General features: G+C 44.0%; 16 protein-coding genes and 1 tRNA gene. 8 read left to right on the top strand and 9 right to left on the bottom strand.

Features of this window, described 5'->3' with window-relative positions:
* The first annotated feature begins 322 nt into the window (after positions 1–322).
* The 3 genes from BT112_RS03740 to BT112_RS03730 are packed head-to-tail and all read left to right on the top strand — an operon-like array spanning position 323 to position 3,932.
* A complete protein-coding gene (locus tag BT112_RS03740) occupies positions 323–1,621 on the top strand; it encodes a hypothetical protein (protein ID WP_072316022.1) in 1,299 nt (432 codons plus the stop codon).
* A 5-nt stretch (positions 1,622–1,626) separates the two neighbouring features.
* Positions 1,627–2,445 (top strand): hypothetical protein, encoded by an 819-nt coding sequence (locus BT112_RS03735; protein ID WP_072316021.1) that lies wholly within the window; start codon positions 1,627–1,629, stop codon positions 2,443–2,445.
* 38 nt (positions 2,446–2,483) lie between these two features.
* Complete coding sequence (locus BT112_RS03730; RefSeq protein WP_072316020.1) at positions 2,484–3,932, top strand: SH3 domain-containing protein; 1,449 nt, start codon at positions 2,484–2,486, stop codon at positions 3,930–3,932.
* Positions 3,933–4,113: 181 nt separating this feature from the next.
* Here BT112_RS03730 and BT112_RS03725 read toward each other — a convergent pair whose 3' ends face one another.
* Positions 4,114–4,530 (bottom strand): tyrosine-type recombinase/integrase, encoded by a 417-nt coding sequence (locus BT112_RS03725; RefSeq protein WP_245776981.1) that lies wholly within the window; start codon positions 4,528–4,530, stop codon positions 4,114–4,116.
* Positions 4,531–4,585: 55 nt separating this feature from the next.
* Complete coding sequence (locus BT112_RS03720; protein ID WP_072316018.1) at positions 4,586–4,831, bottom strand: hypothetical protein; 246 nt, start codon at positions 4,829–4,831, stop codon at positions 4,586–4,588.
* 181 nt (positions 4,832–5,012) lie between these two features.
* Here BT112_RS03720 and BT112_RS03715 point away from each other — a divergent pair, with 181 nt between their 5' ends.
* Genes BT112_RS03715 through BT112_RS03705 form a run of 3 tightly spaced genes read left to right on the top strand, consistent with a single transcriptional unit; the run spans position 5,013 to position 6,620 of the window.
* On the top strand, positions 5,013–5,726 hold the full coding sequence (locus tag BT112_RS03715) for a helix-turn-helix transcriptional regulator (protein WP_072316017.1): 714 nt from the start codon (positions 5,013–5,015) through the stop codon (positions 5,724–5,726).
* Positions 5,727–5,782: 56 nt separating this feature from the next.
* A complete protein-coding gene (locus tag BT112_RS03710) occupies positions 5,783–6,241 on the top strand; it encodes a GyrI-like domain-containing protein (RefSeq protein WP_072316016.1) in 459 nt (152 codons plus the stop codon).
* 7 nt (positions 6,242–6,248) lie between these two features.
* Entirely contained in the window at positions 6,249–6,620 is a 372-nt protein-coding gene (locus BT112_RS03705) for a DUF1801 domain-containing protein (RefSeq protein ID WP_072316015.1), read from the top strand.
* A 207-nt stretch (positions 6,621–6,827) separates the two neighbouring features.
* Here BT112_RS03705 and BT112_RS03700 read toward each other — a convergent pair.
* Both BT112_RS03700 and BT112_RS03695 read right to left on the bottom strand, forming a co-directional pair.
* A tRNA-Leu gene (locus BT112_RS03700) sits at positions 6,828–6,909 on the bottom strand.
* Positions 6,910–7,094: 185 nt separating this feature from the next.
* Positions 7,095–10,544: a methylmalonyl-CoA mutase family protein gene (locus BT112_RS03695; RefSeq protein WP_072316014.1), complete on the bottom strand. Its 3,450-nt coding sequence runs from the start codon at positions 10,542–10,544 to the stop codon at positions 7,095–7,097.
* A 249-nt stretch (positions 10,545–10,793) separates the two neighbouring features.
* On the opposite strand from BT112_RS03695, the gene purU reads away from it, so the two are divergent.
* Positions 10,794–11,648, top strand: coding sequence for a formyltetrahydrofolate deformylase (gene purU / locus BT112_RS03690; protein WP_072316013.1), 855 nt, complete (start codon positions 10,794–10,796; stop codon positions 11,646–11,648).
* A gap of 40 nt (positions 11,649–11,688) precedes the next feature.
* Positions 11,689–12,393 carry a DUF4197 domain-containing protein gene (locus tag BT112_RS03685; RefSeq protein WP_072316012.1) on the top strand — a complete coding sequence of 235 codons (705 nt, stop codon included), beginning with the start codon at positions 11,689–11,691 and terminating at the stop codon, positions 12,391–12,393.
* A gap of 406 nt (positions 12,394–12,799) precedes the next feature.
* Here BT112_RS03685 and BT112_RS03680 read toward each other — a convergent pair whose 3' ends face one another.
* From BT112_RS03680 to BT112_RS03660, 5 genes are all read right to left on the bottom strand, one after another.
* Positions 12,800–13,591 carry an ABC transporter substrate-binding protein gene (locus BT112_RS03680; RefSeq protein WP_072316011.1) on the bottom strand — a complete coding sequence of 264 codons (792 nt, stop codon included), beginning with the start codon at positions 13,589–13,591 and terminating at the stop codon, positions 12,800–12,802.
* A 15-nt stretch (positions 13,592–13,606) separates the two neighbouring features.
* Complete coding sequence (pyrF, locus tag BT112_RS03675) at positions 13,607–14,422, bottom strand: orotidine-5'-phosphate decarboxylase (protein ID WP_072316010.1); 816 nt, start codon at positions 14,420–14,422, stop codon at positions 13,607–13,609.
* A 98-nt stretch (positions 14,423–14,520) separates the two neighbouring features.
* Positions 14,521–15,594 carry a peptide chain release factor 1 gene (gene prfA / locus BT112_RS03670; RefSeq protein WP_072316009.1) on the bottom strand — a complete coding sequence of 358 codons (1,074 nt, stop codon included), beginning with the start codon at positions 15,592–15,594 and terminating at the stop codon, positions 14,521–14,523.
* 133 nt (positions 15,595–15,727) lie between these two features.
* Complete coding sequence (locus BT112_RS03665) at positions 15,728–16,906, bottom strand: AIR synthase related protein (RefSeq protein ID WP_072316008.1); 1,179 nt, start codon at positions 16,904–16,906, stop codon at positions 15,728–15,730.
* Positions 16,907–17,050: 144 nt separating this feature from the next.
* The gene (locus BT112_RS03660; RefSeq protein ID WP_072316007.1) at positions 17,051–19,237 is read right to left on the bottom strand and encodes a glutamine synthetase III family protein; all 2,187 of its coding nucleotides are present in this window, start codon (positions 19,235–19,237) and stop codon (positions 17,051–17,053) included.
* Positions 19,238–19,289 lie beyond the last annotated feature (52 nt).

The following is a 19,289-nucleotide window of genomic DNA, read 5'->3' as shown; positions in this document are numbered from 1 at the left end:
TCCCTGCGGAAGAGAATTCAAGATAAGTATTTTATTGTATACACCGCTGTTTTTCTTTTATTCATTTTGTTCAATCACTAGTGTCCCATAAAAATCAGATAATTAATATTCAGGTCGATTGGACTTATAAATGTATTTGATTTTAAGTGGTTTACAAAATAGGAATTTTGAATTTTGGCAAATAATCATCAAAGAAAAATTTAAGTCCGTTTATTTTTAAAATATGTATATTGTATTTATAATCAGTAATATATGTGTCGTGTTTCAAGTTTTAACAGGACAATAGTGTTGTTCAATGTATTATTTGTAAACCTGTAAGCCGATGGAAGAAGAAGAAATGTCTAACGCCATGCGCGGCCAGGAATCAGCATCGGATTTTATCGATGCGCCGGCAAATAGTATTAATTACAACTCTTTTGTCTATGACGATCAGGAAGAGGTAGCTACGGAAGAAGTTGTTGTTAAGGAAGTGGTTATCTGGATCACCGATGAAATTGCCACTGATATTGAGATCGACTGGCAGGCAACTTCCCAGGATGCTACCCATATCAAAATTGAATATGAACTTGCTTCTTCTGAAGAAGCTACATATAAGTTGCAGGGAGATAGCTATGTTCCTGCTACAGAAGGGGCAACCCATAAAAAATTGGACGAACCCCGTTATGAAAGTGCAACGGAAGGTGCCACTCACAAAGGAACAGCTAAAATGCAGCCGGATGTGGGGTATTATAATGATATTGAAGGGTATGATGAAGACGGTACCTTTTACGCTAAGAAAAACAGTTCAGGAGCCAATAAAGACAAAACTACTTTTCCGATCTATAAAGCCTATATATATAAAGGGGACGGTATAGGTAAGGCCAAAGAAAAACTGGAAGAAGATCTGGCTAATAACAATAAAAGCCAGGCGGAGAGCGAGTACCTCTATTTTGCCCGTCATTCCGGTGGGGCTACCCATGCAAACAGGACATATTTCAGGACCGGTTCCTGCCTGCCCCCAACAGGAAAGCACGGACAACCGGATTACTACCAGTTAATGTTTAAGACAGGTGGTTCCGGGAACAGGCTATCCTACCGATATCGTATTGTTCTTCCCGAAGCAGATTACAGCTCCAATCTTCCCAGGACAACCGGAAGCGGGGATAATGCCCAGGATATTTCCGAAGCAAATGAACACAAGAATGGTGATATGATATTCTTAACGCAGAGGGATATAGAAGTAGGGGAAAACACCATTACTACAAACAAACGTGATGCTTCCTCGTTTGATCCCTGGAAATCCAAGGATATGAGAGGCTGCCACGGTGTAAAAACAGAAAGTGGAGGCTATGTCAATAATGCTACGGGATATTCCGTTTATAAGAACAAATATCACGCGGTAAATACCTGGGTAGAAGAAAAGATTCCTGAGTTAAAGGGAATATATGAAAGGAGAGGGTTTAGTGATAATACGGACAGCTCGGATGCCAAAATAAAAATGGAAGAGCCCACAGATATCGAAGTGGAATACAAAGCCTGGATAAAACTTGACCCCCTGCCCGATGTGGACCATATACTCGGGATTTCTTCGGAAACCGAAGGAGAAGTGGCTGAAGAAGCAGTAACAGAAGAACAAAATTAGCGGATATGAGGATATATAATATAGGATTGTTGTTTGTATTGTTTTTATGGGCCACAGGCTGCCACGGAAAACCCGGGAGGACAAATAGCAGGGAAATTCAGACAATGGAACCTGTAAAATCCGGGAATATTATAGAACAGGACTCCTTATCCGGTTTAATTCAGGCTTCGTTGCATTTGGGAGAATATCAAGGCGATCAGTTTGCCATTGATCCGGTTAAAGAAAAAAAGCTTTTACAACAAATAAAAAATGTATTTCGTGACGGGGCAGAGATCAATGGGGAAGACATTTTAATGCTGGTACAAAGAGATGGGAGTGGCGATGGCTATATAACCTCAAAACCAATATTGGAATTTTTGCTTGAAAATTATAAAGGAAATGCTAAGCAGGAATTATTGGATAATTTGTTACTGGAATCTATCCTGAATGTGGATTCGGAGATTATAGAACTATTAATAGATAAAGGAGCAAATCCGGATCCGGAAAAAATTACTGAGGTCATACAGGGGACTTCCCCAGATTATTATCCCTCTTATCAAACATTGAAGGTCCTGGTAGAACGGTTACATTTTGATCTTTACAAGGAATGCAATGTCACTCTCCTCTGGTGGATATTACAGGAACGGCAATTTTTTGGTGGTTCCGAAAAAGACATAGATCATATCCAGGGCGAACTGGAAGTCCGGAAGAAAGAAGCCTTTTTACCTTGTAATAAAGACGGGATTTTCGACCCGGATTTTTTTGCGGTTGGCCAAAGCGCCTATGACCTGGGTATAGCATCCGACAATCCGGAAATTACAGATATCTTTAAGGGTCTCAAATAAAAATCACCCTTTCAAGGGTTATTGAAATAAGGAGATATATGGATTACGAAAATGCCTCCCTGGAGGATACTATATACTTCCCGAATTCCAACATCGTTATGGAAACCGGTTATGCCTGGGAAGACGGTACACGTCACGGCCTTTGGCATGCTTTTTACAAGAATGGGAAATTAAGGGCGGAAGGTATATACCAGGACGGGAAAAAAGAAGGTATATGGAAAATGTATGATACGGAAAAAAGGCTCCTTGTAGAAGGACAGTTCCGGTTCAATTTACCTGATGGATCATGGGTTTGGTATGACGAAAAAGGCTGGAAACGATTTGAACGCACCTATAAAAATGGCTTTAAAGAAGGCCTGTGGAAAGGGTATTACCCGGATGGTAAGCTGTATGGGGAAGCCCGTTTTGCCAAAAGTCAGCTGGCTGAAGGTAAAATGTTTTCTTCCGATGGCCAGGAGATACCCATGCCTACTCTCGGTAAGCTTATGGAACGTATTGTGCTCCTGGAAGGAAAGGACGGCCCGGTCAAAGGGGAAAAGCCGGATAGCAGGGAACATCTCTGGCGTTTTGCCATAAACAGTGGAAATTCAGACAAAGTAAAGGAACTGGCCGACAATGGTGTGGAGATAAGGCAGGGATACATAGATATGATCTGCGAAAAGTGGTACGAAGCCAACCAGAACGGAGGGGGACATTACGGTAGGGAAGCCATTTCATATTTCGATACCCCACAGGCAACGGAAGCATACCGGAGCGATTTCGGGAAAAATCACCTCAAACAATTGGAAACTGATAAACAGCGTGCTTTCAGGAATTATGAAAAACAGGCTGCGATTATTCAAAAATGCAAGGATATGCTGGATGCCCTTGATCGCTATGACATTGTTATTCACAAACGGTTTATAATAAAAATACTTTCGGCAGACCATGCTGAAGATGCCAGATTTATCGGGGAAGAAGTACGTTACTTTTGGGAGCAGAGTAAAATAAGTGTATCTGATATTATAGCGTACCCTTTGCCTATAGAAGAACCGGAAAAAAAAGACCTTATGGAAATAGCGCTGGATTCCTTTTATATAGAACCGACCATAATACAGTTTCTCATAGAAAAGGGATATCCGGTAAACAAAAGACATTTCGGAAAAATAGCAGCAATAAGAGAAAGCTATTACAGGGATTTAATACCAGACGAAGATGGGGTGAGCAGGGTCAATTATAACGAATCCGACGTAGCCAATGCAGACCGTATCCTAAAGATCATCCGAAGGGCATTGGGCGATTTATCATTACCGGATGGCATCATTGCTGCCCCTGAAAATATCAATATGCGGGTATTTCCCAGCGGTACTTCCCGTATTGTAGAAACTATTTCCAGCGGAACCCTGGTTACACTATTATCTGCTGTTGTTCCGGGAGATTGGGTGTATATTCAGTTGGAAGAGGGGAAAAAGGGATATATTCTTGGAGGTTTTTTAGTAAAAAACTGATCTACGCTGTTCAGAAGAGAACCCAAAAAATAAACGAAGACATTCCCGTTATTCTTCACATTACATCGAGGTAACAAATAAAAACGGATAGCCCGTGTCTCTAAAAGGTTCTTAAACGAAATTGCAGGACGGCTCTATGCTCTGTACGTTATCTAAAGGGCTTTGGAGTTTTATTTTAGCACTATTTGATACCTGTCCTGTGTGTAAATTTGGGTGGTTTTATAGAGTTATGCTCTAAAAGTTCCTGAATAAACCGAATATCGCCCCCCGATTCCAGCAAAGGTGTAGCATAAGAATGGCGTAGGCCATGCACCCCTGCCTTTTTGCGAATACTTGCTGGCTTCATAGCGTTTCGGAAAACAGCCTGTACACTGCTTTTGGAAAATGCGCCTCCACAGGCCCCTTCAAACAAAAACCCCTTTGGTTTATAAATGCGATAATATTGTCTAAGTAGTCCCAATACCGATTCAGGAAGAGGGATGTATCGGTCTTTTTTGCCCTTGGCCGAGGCAATGAGGATATATCGGTCATGGCTGTCTATATCTCCTACCTTGAGCTTAACCACCTCACTTACCCGAAGCCCCATACCGTAACACAGTTTTAAAACAGGCAGGTGTTTCGCTTTTTTTACCTGCTCAAAAAGTCGTTTTATTTCATTTTGTTAAGCCTTTTGGGTAAAGCTGTAGTTTTTTGGGACGAGGGATATCAAAAAACATTTTGGAGCGGTGCAAAACCTGTTCAAAGTAGTATTTTACAGCATTGATTTTTCCATTGATCTTAAGTTCACTCATTTTTTCATTTTGCACACAATAGAGAAAATAATCCCTGAGGCGTTGAGGTAAAAGACTATCCACAGGATATTCACCGATCAATTTGAGTACATGTCCGAATTCGGCCAAATAGATCCTAATAGCCCTGTCGAAGGATCTTTACTGACGGCAGGAGATGTTTCGACGACGCGCAACATGACGTAAACAACGATTTTTATTCACAATGCGCAATGGATGTTAATTATGTATATTTGTGTGTTAGGCGTAATACTACCAGTGACCGTTCCAAACATCAGTAGACAGACAACAAATGAACGAAAATGATACAAAACGACTTTCAAGACTGACTGCAATTCTGATACAACTACAAACGAAAAGACTTTTGACAGCTACGGAACTTGCGGACAAATTTTCGGTTAGTATCAGGACAATTTACAGGGACATCAGAGCATTGGAGCAAGCAGGAGTTCCGATTGTGGCAGAAGACGGAAAGGGTTATACATTAATGGAAGGATACAGAGTTCCGCCTGTAATGTTTACCGAAGCACAAGCCAACGCTTTGATTACCGCAGAACAGTTGGTGCTTAAAAACAAAGACACTTCATTCATTAAAGACTACAAAGAAGCCATTGATAAAATCAAAGCTGTTTTAAAATACAATGTAAAGGATAAAGCTAACTTACTTTCCGAACGGCTTCAGTTCAGACAAAATAACAATAATGAAAAAACAAGTAATTATTTATCTGATTTACAGTTTGCTCTGACCAACTTCCGCCTGACAGAAATAAAATACACAAACGAAGCCCAAGAAAACACAAGCAGAACGATTGAGCCTTTTGCTTTGTATAGCACGCAGGAAAATTGGTTGCTTATTGCATTTTGCCAATTACGAAAGGAATATCGTGCCTTTAGACTGGATAGAATAAAACAGTTGAGAATACTCAACGACACTTTCAATCCGTACAAAATTACATTGGAAGAATATTTTGAAATGTGTCGAGAAAAATATTTTCCAAACCCCTGACATACCGTTGTCGCAACCCAATTTTAGCTTTGTGGCTCAACAAAAAATAAATCAAAATGGACAAAGTAAAAATTGAACCTTTTAGGGTAATCGGCATTTCGGTAAGAACCACAAACGAAAATGGACAAGCTGCAAAAGAAATTTCGGACTTGTGGGGTACGTTTATGAATAAAAAAGTTTTAGACGCAATCCCAAACAAAACCGACAACACGGTATATTCCATATACACTGACTATGAAAGTGACCATACAAAACCCTACACGGCAATTTTGGGTTGCAAGGTAGAAAACCTGAACGACATTCCCAACGGAATGATTGGCAAGTCGTTTGACGGTGGAAACTATGTAAAACTATCTGCCAAAGGGGATTTGATGAAAGGATTGATAGTAAACAAATGGACAGAAATTTGGGAAATGGATTTAGACAGAGCATTTACGACAGACTTTGAAGTTTTTGGAGTAAAAGCTCAAAATCCGGCAGATGCAGAGATTGACTTCTTAATTGCCATAAAATAGCAAACGAATGTTAGAAGAACTTCATAACTATTATCTGAATAAAGAAGAGCCAAACAAGAGCTGTCTGCTTGCGTTGCGGAGTATTATCCTTGACCAAGACACAAACATTATTGAAACACAGAAGTGGGGAATGCCTTGCTTTTGTTATAAGAAAAAAATATTTTGCTATTTGTGGACAGATAAAAAAACGAACGAACCTTATATTCTTATGGTGGAAGGAAAATACCTTGACCACCCCGAATTGGAAGAAGGCGACCGTTCCCGAATGAAGATTTTCAGGGTTAATCCAAACAAAGATATCCCCATAAGGACAATGGAGAGCATTTTACAAAAAGCGTTAGACTTATACAGGAAAGGAACAATAAAAATCAAAGAATGACCGACAGAAAGCACATACGCCTCGGCTGTCGCTCAGGATAAACCAAGCGGGTCAGGTATATGGCGGTTCAAAAAGACACTAACCTTTATAACTTAAGTTGTAATATACCAATAGATCCGCGACAAAATAATTATTTCTTTAAAAAGGAGATAACCCCAATAAAAAACGGAACAAAAAAGAATGTTTCTTTTTTGTTCCGTTTTTTAGTGCGCTCGAGAGGATTCGAACCTCCACACCTTACGGCACTGCCGCCTGAAGACAGCGTGTCTACCAATTTCACCACGAGCGCATTCAATATGTCATCCTTTAAAAAGGTAGGCAAAACTACATAAACTTCGGGAATCTGCAAAGACTATTTTCAAAACATTTATTACTTTTTTTTAATCCGGTCGGAAACTGTTTCTATTCCAGTTTTTTGCCCCGCAGCATTTACCGTTTATACGGGTACTGCGGGACGAATGACGGGCTCAAAGGCTACATATTCCTGCGGTACTGCCCCCCTACTTCAAAAAGGGCTTCGGTGATCTGTCCGAGGGAGCATACTTTGGTTGCTTCCATGAGCTGTTCGAAAATATTTTCGTTTTCCACCGCTTTTTGCTGTACCTTTTTCAATTCGGTATACACCCTTTTCTCTCCTGCTTTCCTGAGGTTTTCCACGGTATGTATCTGGAATTGCTTTTCTTCTTCGGTAGCCCTGATTACTTCTCCCGGGGTTACGGTAGGTGATCCTTTGGAGCTCAAAAAGGTATTCACCCCTATAATCGGGAATTCCCCGGTATGTTTCAGGTTTTCGTAATAGAGGCTCTCTTCCTGAATTTTGCTGCGTTGGTACATCGTTTCCATGGCTCCGAGTACCCCGCCCCGTTCCGTTATACGATCGAATTCCATAAGTACCGCTTCTTCGACGAGATCGGTAAGCTCCTCGATAATAAAAGCGCCCTGTACCGGGTTTTCGTTTTTAGCGAGCCCGAGCTCCTTATTGATAATAAGCTGTATGGCCATAGCCCGGCGTACGCTCTCTTCGGTAGGTGTGGTAATCGCTTCATCATACGCATTCGTATGCAGGGAATTACAGTTGTCATAAATAGCGTATAACGCCTGTAATGTAGTCCGGATATCATTAAAATCAATTTCCTGGGCATGAAGGGAACGCCCGGATGTCTGAATGTGGTATTTGAGCATCTGTGCTCTTTCGTTGGCCTCGTATTTATACTTAAGGGCCTTGGACCATATCCTTCGTGCCACACGACCTATCACGGCATATTCGGGATCAATGCCATTGGAAAAGAAAAACGACAGGTTGGGCCCGAATTTATTGATGTCCATCCCCCGGCTCAGGTAATACTCCACATAGGTAAAGCCATTGGCCAGCGTAAAGGCCAGTTGCGTTACGGGATTGGCCCCGGCTTCGGCAATATGATAGCCTGAGATGGAAACGGAATAGAAATTACGAACATTATGATTGATAAAATATTCCTGGACATCTCCCATAAGCCGCAATGCAAACTCGGTAGAAAAAATACAGGTATTCTGTGCCTGATCTTCTTTAAGGATATCGGCCTGTACGGTACCCCTCACCTGCGAAAGCGTACGTTTTTTTATCGCTTCGTATATCTCCGCCGGCAACACCTGGTCACCCGTCAACCCCAGAAGCAGCAATCCCAGACCGTCATTACCTTCGGGCAATTTATTCGTCCCCCCGGCAGAACGGTACTCCGGTCGGGGTAATCCCCGGTCGTCATACCATGCTTTCAGTTTCTTTTCCACATCGTCCTCCAGCCCGTTTTCCCGGATATATATTTCGCATTGCTGATCTATAGCCGCATTCATAAAAAACCCGAGCAACATCGGGGCCGGACCGTTAATGGTCATACTCACCGATGTTTTCGGATCGGCCAGGTTAAATCCGGAATAGAGTTTCTTGGCATCATCCAGGCAACAGACCGAAACGCCTGCATTACCTATCTTTCCGTAGATATCCGGTCGCTGTCCGGGATCGTTACCATAAAGGGTCACCGAATCAAAGGCCGTAGAAAGCCTTTTGGCATCCATTCCGAGACTCACATAATGAAACCGGCGGTTCGTACGCTCCGGTCCGCCTTCACCGGCAAACATCCTCGTAGGGTCTTCTCCTTCCCTCTTAAAAGGATACAACCCGGAGGTATAGGGAAATTCCCCCGGCACATTTTCCTGTAAGGTCCAACGCAGTATATCTCCCCATGCCTTGTACCCCGGCAGGACTACTTTGGGGATCTCCGTATGCGACAGTGATGGTGTATGGGTTTTGATCCGGATCTCCCGGTCGCGCACTTTAAAAATGTATTCCGGCTTTTTATAGCGGTCCTTCTTCTGCTCCCACGCGCATATTGTTTCCCAATGATGCGGGTCAAGTTCCATTTTCACCCGGTCGAATTCCGCCAGCAAAAGTTTCATAAAGGGACGTTTCGCCTCTTCGGTCTGCGCCATGAGTTCCTCGTTTCTCACCCCGGATTTACCGATCAATCCGAAAGGTTCTTTGATCCCGGAAATGCCACACATCGTCAGACAAATGCCGTATAATTGCTGGGCTACACCGACCTGCTTTCTGGCAGTCTGGTCGTAACTCCTGTTGTTATCCGCTATTTCCGAGAGATACCGCACCCGTTTGGGGGGAATGACAAAGATCTTTTCGCTCATTTCATCATGCCGCTCAAAAGAAGATTTCAGGTCGGCCCCGGTCTTTTCCGCCACTTTATCCATGACATTTTTATAGAGCATATTCATTCCCGGATCGTTAAACTGGGAGGCTATGGTACCATACACCGGCAAACGTTCCGGGTCAGCATCCCATAGCTGGTAATTGCGCTGATATTGCTTCTTTACATCACGTAAGGCATCCGGCGCACCTCGTTTGTCGAATTTATTGATAGCGACAAGATCGGCAAAATCGAGCATGTCTATTTTTTCGAGCTGCGTTGCGGCACCGAATTCCGGAGTCATCACATAAAGCGAAACATCGGAATGATCGAGTATCTCCGTGTCGGACTGCCCGATACCCGAAGTTTCCAGAACAACCAGGTCATAAGCCGCCGCCCGCAGCACATCCACCGCTTCTGCAATATGACGGGACAAAGCCAGATTGGACTGCCTGGTGGCCAGGGAACGCATATAAACCCTGCTGTTATTTATGGCATTCATCCGGATCCGGTCTCCGAGCAACGCTCCGCCGGTCTTTCTCTTGGACGGATCAACAGACAGTATGCCGATGGTCTTATCGGGAAAATCGGCAAGAAAACGACGGACCAGCTCATCTACAAGACTCGATTTACCCGATCCGCCGGTACCGGTTATTCCGAGAACCGGTACCGCTCTTTTCGATTTTTTAATACTAAAACTGGCTTTAAAAGCTTCGTGGTCATTTTCTGCCAGCGTAATGAGCCTTGCTATGGTATTCACATTCTTTTCTGCGAGGTCCGTATCGATATCCCGGTCCTCCTTAAAGGCCGGAAGGCGAAAGTCCGACCGTTCTACCAGATCATTGATCATTCCCTGCAACCCCATTTCCCGGCCATCATCGGGGGCATAAATCCGCGTTATACCATACTCGTGAAGTTCGCGTATCTCTTCGGGAAGAATCACGCCGCCGCCGCCCCCGAAAATCCGTATATGCCCGGCCCCTTTTTCCTGAAGCAGATCGTACATATATTTAAAATATTCGTTGTGACCTCCCTGATAGGATGTCATGGCTATGGCATTGGCATCTTCCTGTATGGCCGTGTTGACGACCTCTTCCACACTGCGGTCGTGCCCGAGATGTATAACCTCCACCCCCGTGGCCTGTATAATACGCCGCATAATATTTATCGCCGCATCATGCCCGTCAAACAGGGAGGCAGCAGTTACTATTCTTACTTTGTGCTTAGGTTTGTATGTCTCTGTGTTCACTTTACTACGGTTTTTTTAAAGCTCTTGTTACGATTTCAACAGGTTGTTATATCCACAATCCGTCATCACGGCAAAAACAAACCACCAGAATGTTTCATTTGCAACAAAAGCACGCATATTGCGATGCAATTTACGGATTTATTAAAAAAAATACGATTTTAAAGAAAATTTGTAATTAAAAACGTTCGTTAAAAATTCTTTCTCTTTTTGACTTATTTTAGACTACAGATAATAGATACCTCCTGAATAATGAACAAAATAACATTGCTGATTTCCTGTAAGGACACCGAAGGCATAATCGCTTCGGTGACCCGCTTTATCTATAAAAAGAGCGGTAACATCATATATATCGACCAGCATGTGGATATGGAACACGGCGTATTTTTTATGCGCCTCGAAAGTCAGTTTTCCGGCACCGCAGGTTCTTTCAAAGATTTTAAGAACGAATTCGGGAGACAGATCGCTCAGGAATACGGTATGTCCTGGGAGATCCATACGGAAGATCCCAAACCAAAAATGGCCATCTTCGTATCCAGATACGACCACTGTCTTTACGACCTGCTGGGCAGATACAACTCCGGTGAGCTCAAGGTTACCATTCCGTTTATCATAAGCAATCACAAAGACCTGGAACCCGTTGCAGCAAGTTTTGGTATCCCGTTTTACCATATTCCCGTTACTGCGAGCAATAAGGCAGAAGCGGAGCAGGAACAGCTTCGCCTGTTGCGGGAAGCCAAAATAGATTTTATCGTACTGGCCCGCTATATGCAGATTGTCTCCGGAGAGCTTATCAGTCAGTATCCGCATAAGATCATTAATATTCATCATTCTTTCCTTCCTGCTTTTCCGGGAGCAAAACCTTATCATTCCGCTTTTAAACGCGGCGTAAAGATCATAGGAGCTACCAGCCACTACGTCACGGAAGAACTCGATGCCGGGCCCATCATAGAACAGGATATTACCCGGGTAACACACGCCCACGCCATTGAAGATCTCGTCATGAAAGGAAGGGACCTGGAAAAAATAGTACTGGCCCGTGCCGTCAAGCTCCATATTTCGCGAAAAGTAATGGCCCACAACAATAAGACTATTGTTTTTTCATAGTACTTTTGTCCGTATTATTCTTTGCAAAAACAATGATGAAATGAAAAAAACAGTTTATTTACTGAGTGTATTTTTACTTTTTTCCTGTGCAGAATTGCAACAGGTCGTCAATCAACTACCTTCATCTTCCGTTCCCGGCAATTCGGAGATTGCCTCCGGGCTTCGTGAAGCCCTGAATATGGGTATTGAAAAACAAGTAAGCAAACTCACACAAACCGACGGGTTCTTCAAGAACGATATGGTAAAAATATTGCTCCCGGCAGAATTACAGAAAGTAGACAAGACTTTAAGAGATATAGGACTGGGAAACCTGGCCGATGAAGGCCTGAAAGTACTCAACCGGGCTGCGGAAGATGCCGTTAAAGAAGCCACCCCCATCTTTGTCAATGCCGTAAAAAACATCACCTTCAACGACGCGAAGAATATTCTTCTCGGGGCGGATAATGCCGCTACAACCTACCTTCGGACCCATACGGAAAAACAACTTTACGACAAGTTTTCCCCGGTCATCAACAATTCGCTTTCCCGGGTGGGCGCCACTGAAGTATGGGGCAACATCATTAACAAATACAATACACTCCCACTCACCGGAAAGGTCAATCCGGACCTTACGGATTACGTCACCGAAGAAGCTCTTCAAGGCGTTTTTACGATGATATCGGTGGAGGAGAAAGAAATACGAAATAGTGTAACGTCAAGAAGTACCGAATTACTTCGTCGAGTTTTTGCCTTACAGGATAGATAATGCTACCAGAACCTGCTAAAAAAAGGGGTGCTTTTATGTATTCAACAGCAATACGGACAAAGATACCCCTTGTTTTTGACAAAGCCTCACTCAAAAAGGCCTGAAAATGATTAATTGATAAACAGGTGTTATAAAAAACACTTTAATAGCATCAAAACCTTTAAAAACATAACAATTTTTAATTTAACACAAGATAAAACGTTAATTAAATACTAATTACCCACTTTCTGTCATTATTATTTAATAAATTGCTAATATAAAATTAACGCGAACGGAAATTTAAATCCTGAATTTTGTAGTGTTCGTGTGAACTTTATTAATGATTATTTGAGTTAGTTAGTTTAGAGAAAAAGAGGCTTGGAGAGGCCTCTTTTTTTGTTTCCGTATGAACGGATAAGATCATGATCTAAAGCCTTTCTCGGAGCGCCCTGAAGTAAGCAAATGCTTTGACCAGGCGGGAACCGTACCAGCTGAACATTTCCCCGTCGACAAAAACTGTCTTGGCATGATGGGTAAAGCGTCCAACCTCAAAGGCATGTTCTTCTTTGAAAGGATAGGGCTCGGAAGAGAGAAAAACCAGGTCCGGATCGCCTTCGAGGCGTATTTTTTTCAGTTCGATCTCGGGATAGCGCGCCTTGTCCCGGTAAATATTTTCAAACCGGTTGAGCTCCAGCAAGTGATTGATAAACGTATCCCTCCCGGCTACCATCCAGGGGGCTCTCCAGATAAAATAGGCTACTTTCAATAGCGGTTGGTCCGCAATATAATGTTCAAAATCCCGGAGCCTGTATTTGATCTTGTCCGATATGCGCGAAGCTTCCGTCCGGCAGGAGAAAATCTTCCCGTACTGCGCTATCAGTTCCAGCGCATCGGTTATGGTGTATATATCGGAGATATGTACCGGGGCTATTTTTTCCAGTTCTTCCACCATTTCGCGGGTATTCTCCTCTTTATTACATAAAATAATATCGGGCTGTAACTCACGGATACGGTCAAACTTCACTTTTTTGGTTCCGCCAACGACAGTCTTGAGAGATTTGAAATGATAAGGATGTACACAGAATTTCGTAATGCCGACCACCGCATTTTCCAATCCCAGATCGAATAGTAATTCGGTTTGGGAAGGCACAAGCGACACGATACGTTCAGGGGTTTTACCCAGTGTTATTTCGCGCTGTAACTGGTCTTTGAAGATCAATGAAAAAACTTTAAATTATTCGGTTATAAACGCAGTCATAGCCGCCTGCAATTTCAGGGCCTCCGTTCTGGCCGCTTCTGCAAAATCGGTCCCTCCGGAAGCATATATAATACCCCGTGCCGAATTGACCAGCAGGCCTATATTTTCATTCATACCATAGCGGCATACTTCTTCCAGGCTTCCGCCCTGTGCTCCTATACCCGGAACCAGTAAAAAGCTATCCGGTACGATTCGGCGGATTTCCCGGAGGTATTCGGCTTTGGTCGCCCCGACCACATACATCAGGTTACTGCTGTTTTTCCAGGTAGCCGAGGTTTCCAGTACCCGCTTGTACAGTGCTTTTCCATCGAGATCCCGGGTCTGAAAATCAAAAGCACCCGGATTGGAAGTCAGGGCCAGCAGTATCGTATGTTTGTTTTCAAAATCCAGGAACGGTTCTACGGAATCTCTGCCCATATAAGGCGCCACGGTAACGGAATCGAACCCGAGGTCCTCAAAGAATGCCCTGGCATACATAGCCGCGGTATTCCCGATATCTCCTCTTTTGGCATCGGCTATCGTAAAGATTTCCGGGTAATTTTCGTTGATATAATCTATAGTTTTGCGCAATGCTTTCCAACCCGGAATACCATAAGCTTCATAAAAAGCGATATTGGGCTTGTAAGCAACCGTCACCTCCGCAGTCGCATCGATAATGGCCTTGTTAAAGGCAAAAACAGGATCTTCTTCTTTAAGGAGATGCGCCGGGATCTTGTCCGTATCCACATCCAGTCCTACGCACAGAAAAGATTTCTTCTTGTGTATTTGTGCTATCAGTTCTTGTGTTGTCATGCCGTAGTGTATTGTTATTAAAATGCCGCACTCAGGATGACCTGGTGCGGCATTACAGTTTTATATGTCTTTTGGGTATCTCAACGGATGCTCAAGAGTTAAAATACGTCTCCTTCTTTCAGCTTTTCGGTATTTTCGGCAAGCTTTAATTCTTCCATGATCTTCCCGATATCCCCGTTAATAATGTTTTGCAGATCGTACAGTGTCAGTCCTATCCTGTGATCGGTTACCCTTCCCTGGGGATAGTTGTAGGTACGGATCTTCGCGCTCCGGTCTCCGCTGGACACCATACTCTTACGCTTGGCGGCATCGGCTTCCTGTTTCTTGGCAAGTTCGCGCTCATAGAGTCGTGACCGTAATACCTTTAGGGCTTTTTCGAGGTTTTTGTGCTGTGATTTCTCATCCTGGCACCGTACCTCGATCCCCGTAGGAATGTGTTGTAACTGAATAGCCGAATACGTGGTGTTTACCGACTGCCCTCCGGGGCCTGTAGATGTCGTCCGGATAATTTTCACATCTCCCATATCGAGCTCCACGTCAAACTCTTCGGCCTCCGGAAGTACCATCACGGTAGCCGCCGAGGTATGTACACGTCCCTGGGTTTCGGTCTGCGGTACCCGTTGCACCCGGTGCACTCCGGCCTCGAACTTCAGGTTTCCGTAAACATCTTCGCCGTTGACTTCAAAAATAACTTCCTTGAAACCACCAGAAGTACCTTCGTTAAAATCTACCACATTGACTCTCCAGCCCCGGCTCTCACAGTACTTGGTGTACATCCGGTAAAGGTCTCCGGCAAAAATAGAGGCTTCATCACCGCCGGTACCGGCACGGATCTCCACCATAGCATTCTTGACGTCTTCCGGGTCCTTGGGTATGAGCATGTACTTGATCTCCTCTTCAAGTCCGGGTAATTGTTCTTTAGCCTCTTCCAGCTGCATCTTGGCCATTTCTACCATCTCCGCATCACTTCCGTCGGCTATAATCTCTTCTGCTTCCGCTATATTATCGACAACCGTCTTGTACTCTTCACGTTTGTCCACGATCTGCTTCAGATCTTTATACTCTTTGTTCAGCTGTACATAACGCTTCTGATCGGCAATGATATCGGGCTGTATGATAAGGTCCGAAATCTCATCGAAACGCTGTTTTACTATATTTAATCTGTCTAACATTTAGATTTACGATTTAAAAACTGATAATCCGTACGCGCTTGCGGGTATTCCCCGAAAGCATCAGCCTGCAAAATTCCTGTCTTCCATGAGTCTGTGGCTGTTCGGTTTGCGAAATTACGATATTTTTATCAGACTAATATTCGAACGTTCCGAATTCGCTTTTTATGGTAAGTTTTTTATGATCGGACGCTTCTACCCTTCCTACGATCCTGGCTTCTATGCCGAAACCTTCGGATATTGCAATAATATCTTCGGCCAGGGACTCATCCACATAAAGCTCCATCCGGTGTCCGCAGTTGAATACCTGGTACATTTCTTTCCAGTCTGTCCCGGATTGTTCCTGTATAAGGCGGAATAACGGCGGAACTTCAAACAGGTTATCCTTAATAACATGAAGGTTTTCCACAAAATGGAGGATTTTGGTCTGGGCGCCACCACTGCAATGTACCATACCGTGAATATCTTCCGGACCGTACTTTTCGAGTATTTTTTTGATCACAGGAGCATAGGTCCTTGTCGGTGATAATACGAGTTTACCTGCATCCAGCGGAGCCCCTTCTACGGCATCCGTCAGTTTTACACGACCGGAATACACCAGATCTTTCGGAACGGAAGGATCGAAACTCTCCGGGTATTTCTCGGCGAGATAACGTGCAAAAACGTCATGCCTTGCAGAAGTAAGCCCGTTGCTTCCCATACCGCCATTATACGATTTTTCATAACTCGCCTGTCCGTACGATGCCAGCCCTACGATAACATGTCCTGCTTTTATATTTGCATTATCTATCACCTTGTTTCGCGGCATACGAGCCGTGACAGTCGAGTCTACTATGATAGTCCGTACAAGATCTCCTACATCGGCGGTTTCGCCACCCGTAGCATGTATCTTCACCCCGAATTCTTTGAGTTCGGCTATAAGTTCTTCCGTACCGTTGATGATGGCTGAAATGACTTCGCCGGGAACGAGGTTTTTATTTCTTCCTATCGTAGAGGAAAGCATGATATTATCCGTAGCTCCCACACAGAGCAGGTCATCGATATTCATAATCAGGGCATCCTGTGCAATTCCTTTCCAGACCGAAAGATCTCCGGTCTCTTTCCAGTAGAGGTAAGCCAGTGATGACTTGGTCCCTGCTCCGTCCGCATGCATGATGAGACAACTGTCCTGATCATTGGTGAGATAATCCGGAACTATTTTACAAAAGGCCTTTGGAAAAAGGCCCTTGTCAATATTTTTTATTGCATTGTGCACATCTTCCTTGGAGGCGGAAACACCTCTTTGAGAATATCTCTTACTTACCGAAGAACTCATAAATAATATCGTTTGGCGCAAAAATACATAATTTCGGGCTGAACAGAACGGATTTATTACGTATTTCACCGGTGCATCCCCGCAAAAAAAACGGGGAGACCCCGCTTTCGCAAGATCTCCCCGTTGGGCAAAGTTTAGTTCTTCTTACTTGAGGAACAACAGCTCCCTGTATTTGGTCAGCGTCCAGAGCTCATCATCCACGAGCAGCTCCAGTTTATCGCAATGATACCTGATATCATCGAAATACGGCTTCACCTTCTCACAATAAGCTTCTGCTTTCAGCTCGGCACTTGTAATGACGTTGGCTTTTTTGCGCTCTTCGGTCATCGCTGTTACTTTCGAATTGATCTCTGCGATATGTTCGGAGATTTCCTCGATAAGATCCAATTGCTCCGAAGCTACTTTTTTAAAGTCCGTACCAAAAACATCTTTAAGTCCCTTTACGTTATCAATAAGAATATTCTGGTAACGGATTGCTGTCGGAATCACGTGGTTTCTCGCGATATCTCCCAGTACACGTCCTTCGATCTGTACTTTCATGGTGTATTCTTCCAGCTCTATTTCGTGACGGGCTTTTACTTCGATCTTGCTCATCACCTTCATTTCTTCATAAAGGGAGATGGCTTTCTTGGACACCATCGACTTCAATGCGGAAGGCGTGGTCTTGTTATTACTGAGTCCTCTTCGTGCCGCTTCTTTTTCCCAGGCTGCACTATATCCGTCTCCTTCGAAACGTATTCTTCTGGACGACTTGATATACTCCCGCAATACATTGAAGATCGCTTCGTCTTTTTTGAGTTTTTTCTTGGACACCAGTGCATCCACCTCTTTTTTAAACTCTACCAGTTGCTTGGCCACGATCGTATTGAGTACAGTCATCGGCTTTCCGCAGTTGGCCTTGGAACCTACGGCGCGAAGCTCGAATTTGTTTCCTGTAAAAGCAAAGGGAGATGTACGGTTTCTATCGGTATTATCGAGCAGTATCTCCGGTATCTTACCCACAACGTTAAGTTTGAGGTCGGTTTTCTCCTGTGGAGAGAGTTTTCCTGTGGATACATCCTCGAGTTCGTCGAGCACACGGGTAAGTTGCTCTCCGATAAATACGGAAATGATCGCAGGCGGCGCCTCGTTGGCCCCGAGCCTGTGGTCGTTGGTTGCAGAAGCAATGGAAGCCCGGATAAGCTCTTCGTATTCGTTTACCGCTTTGATCGTATTGATAAAGAAGGTAAGGAACTGAAGGTTTTTCATCGGGGTAGATCCCGGGCTCAACAGGTTAACTCCTGTGTTGGTCGCCAAAGACCAGTTATTGTGTTTTCCGGAACCGTTGATTCCCGAAAACGGTTTTTCGTGAAACAGTACCTTATAATTATGACGGTCCGCGGTTTTATCCATAACGTCCATCAACAGCGAATTGTGGTCTACGGCCATACTGGCTTCTTCAAAGATCGGTGCCAGCTCAAACTGGTTTGGTGCTACCTCGTTATGACGGGTTTTTACCGGAATTCCCAGTTTCATACATTCGATCTCCAGATCTCTCATAAAGTTTACGACACGATCCGGAATAGAACCGAAATAATGGTCATCCAACTGCTGTCCTTTTGCCGCGGAATGTCCCAAAAGCATTCTTCCCGCAAGAATAAGATCGGGTCTGCTGTAAGCCAGGGCCTTGTCTACAAGGAAATACTCCTGTTCCCACCCGAGCGTAGCAGTTACCTTGGTGACGTTCTTATCGAAATATTTTGCAACATCGGTCGCGGCATTATCAACCGCCTGCAATGCTCTCAGTAACGGCGCTTTATTGTCAAGAGCTTCCCCGGTATATGAAACAAATACCGTAGGGATACATAACGTACCTCCGTATATAAATGCGGGAGATGTCGGGTCCCATGCAGTATATCCGCGTGCTTCGAAAGTATTACGAATACCTCCGTTGGGGAAACTGGATGCATCCGGCTCCTGCTGTACCAGCTGGCTGCCATCGAATTTTTCCATAGCCATTCCGTTACCTATGGTTTCGAAGAAAGCATCATGCTTTTCTGCTGTGGCACCGGTTAGCGGCTGAAACCAGTGTGTATAGTGCGAAGCTCCTTTAGAAATAGCCCAGTCTCTCATTCCTGCAGCGACCTGGTTGGCTATCTTCCGGTTGATCTTTTCTCCAAATTCAATGGCGTTCATTACACTGACAAAAGCTTCTTTCGTCATAAATTGCCGCATTGCCGATTCGTTGAAAACGTTTTCTCCGAACAATTCCGAACGTCTTACCGTTTCCTGTACCGGGACTGGTGTTCTTCCGAAAGTTTCCTGTATAGCTCTAAATCTTATTGTTGCCATATTACTTTGTTGGTTATTATTTCTATATCTGTTATTTGCTTCTGTTCTTAAA

The organism is Sinomicrobium oceani, assembly GCF_900119185.1.
Lineage (GTDB): Bacteria > Bacteroidota > Bacteroidia > Flavobacteriales > Flavobacteriaceae > Sinomicrobium > Sinomicrobium oceani.
This window is presented reverse-complemented; position numbering and strand designations above follow the sequence as displayed.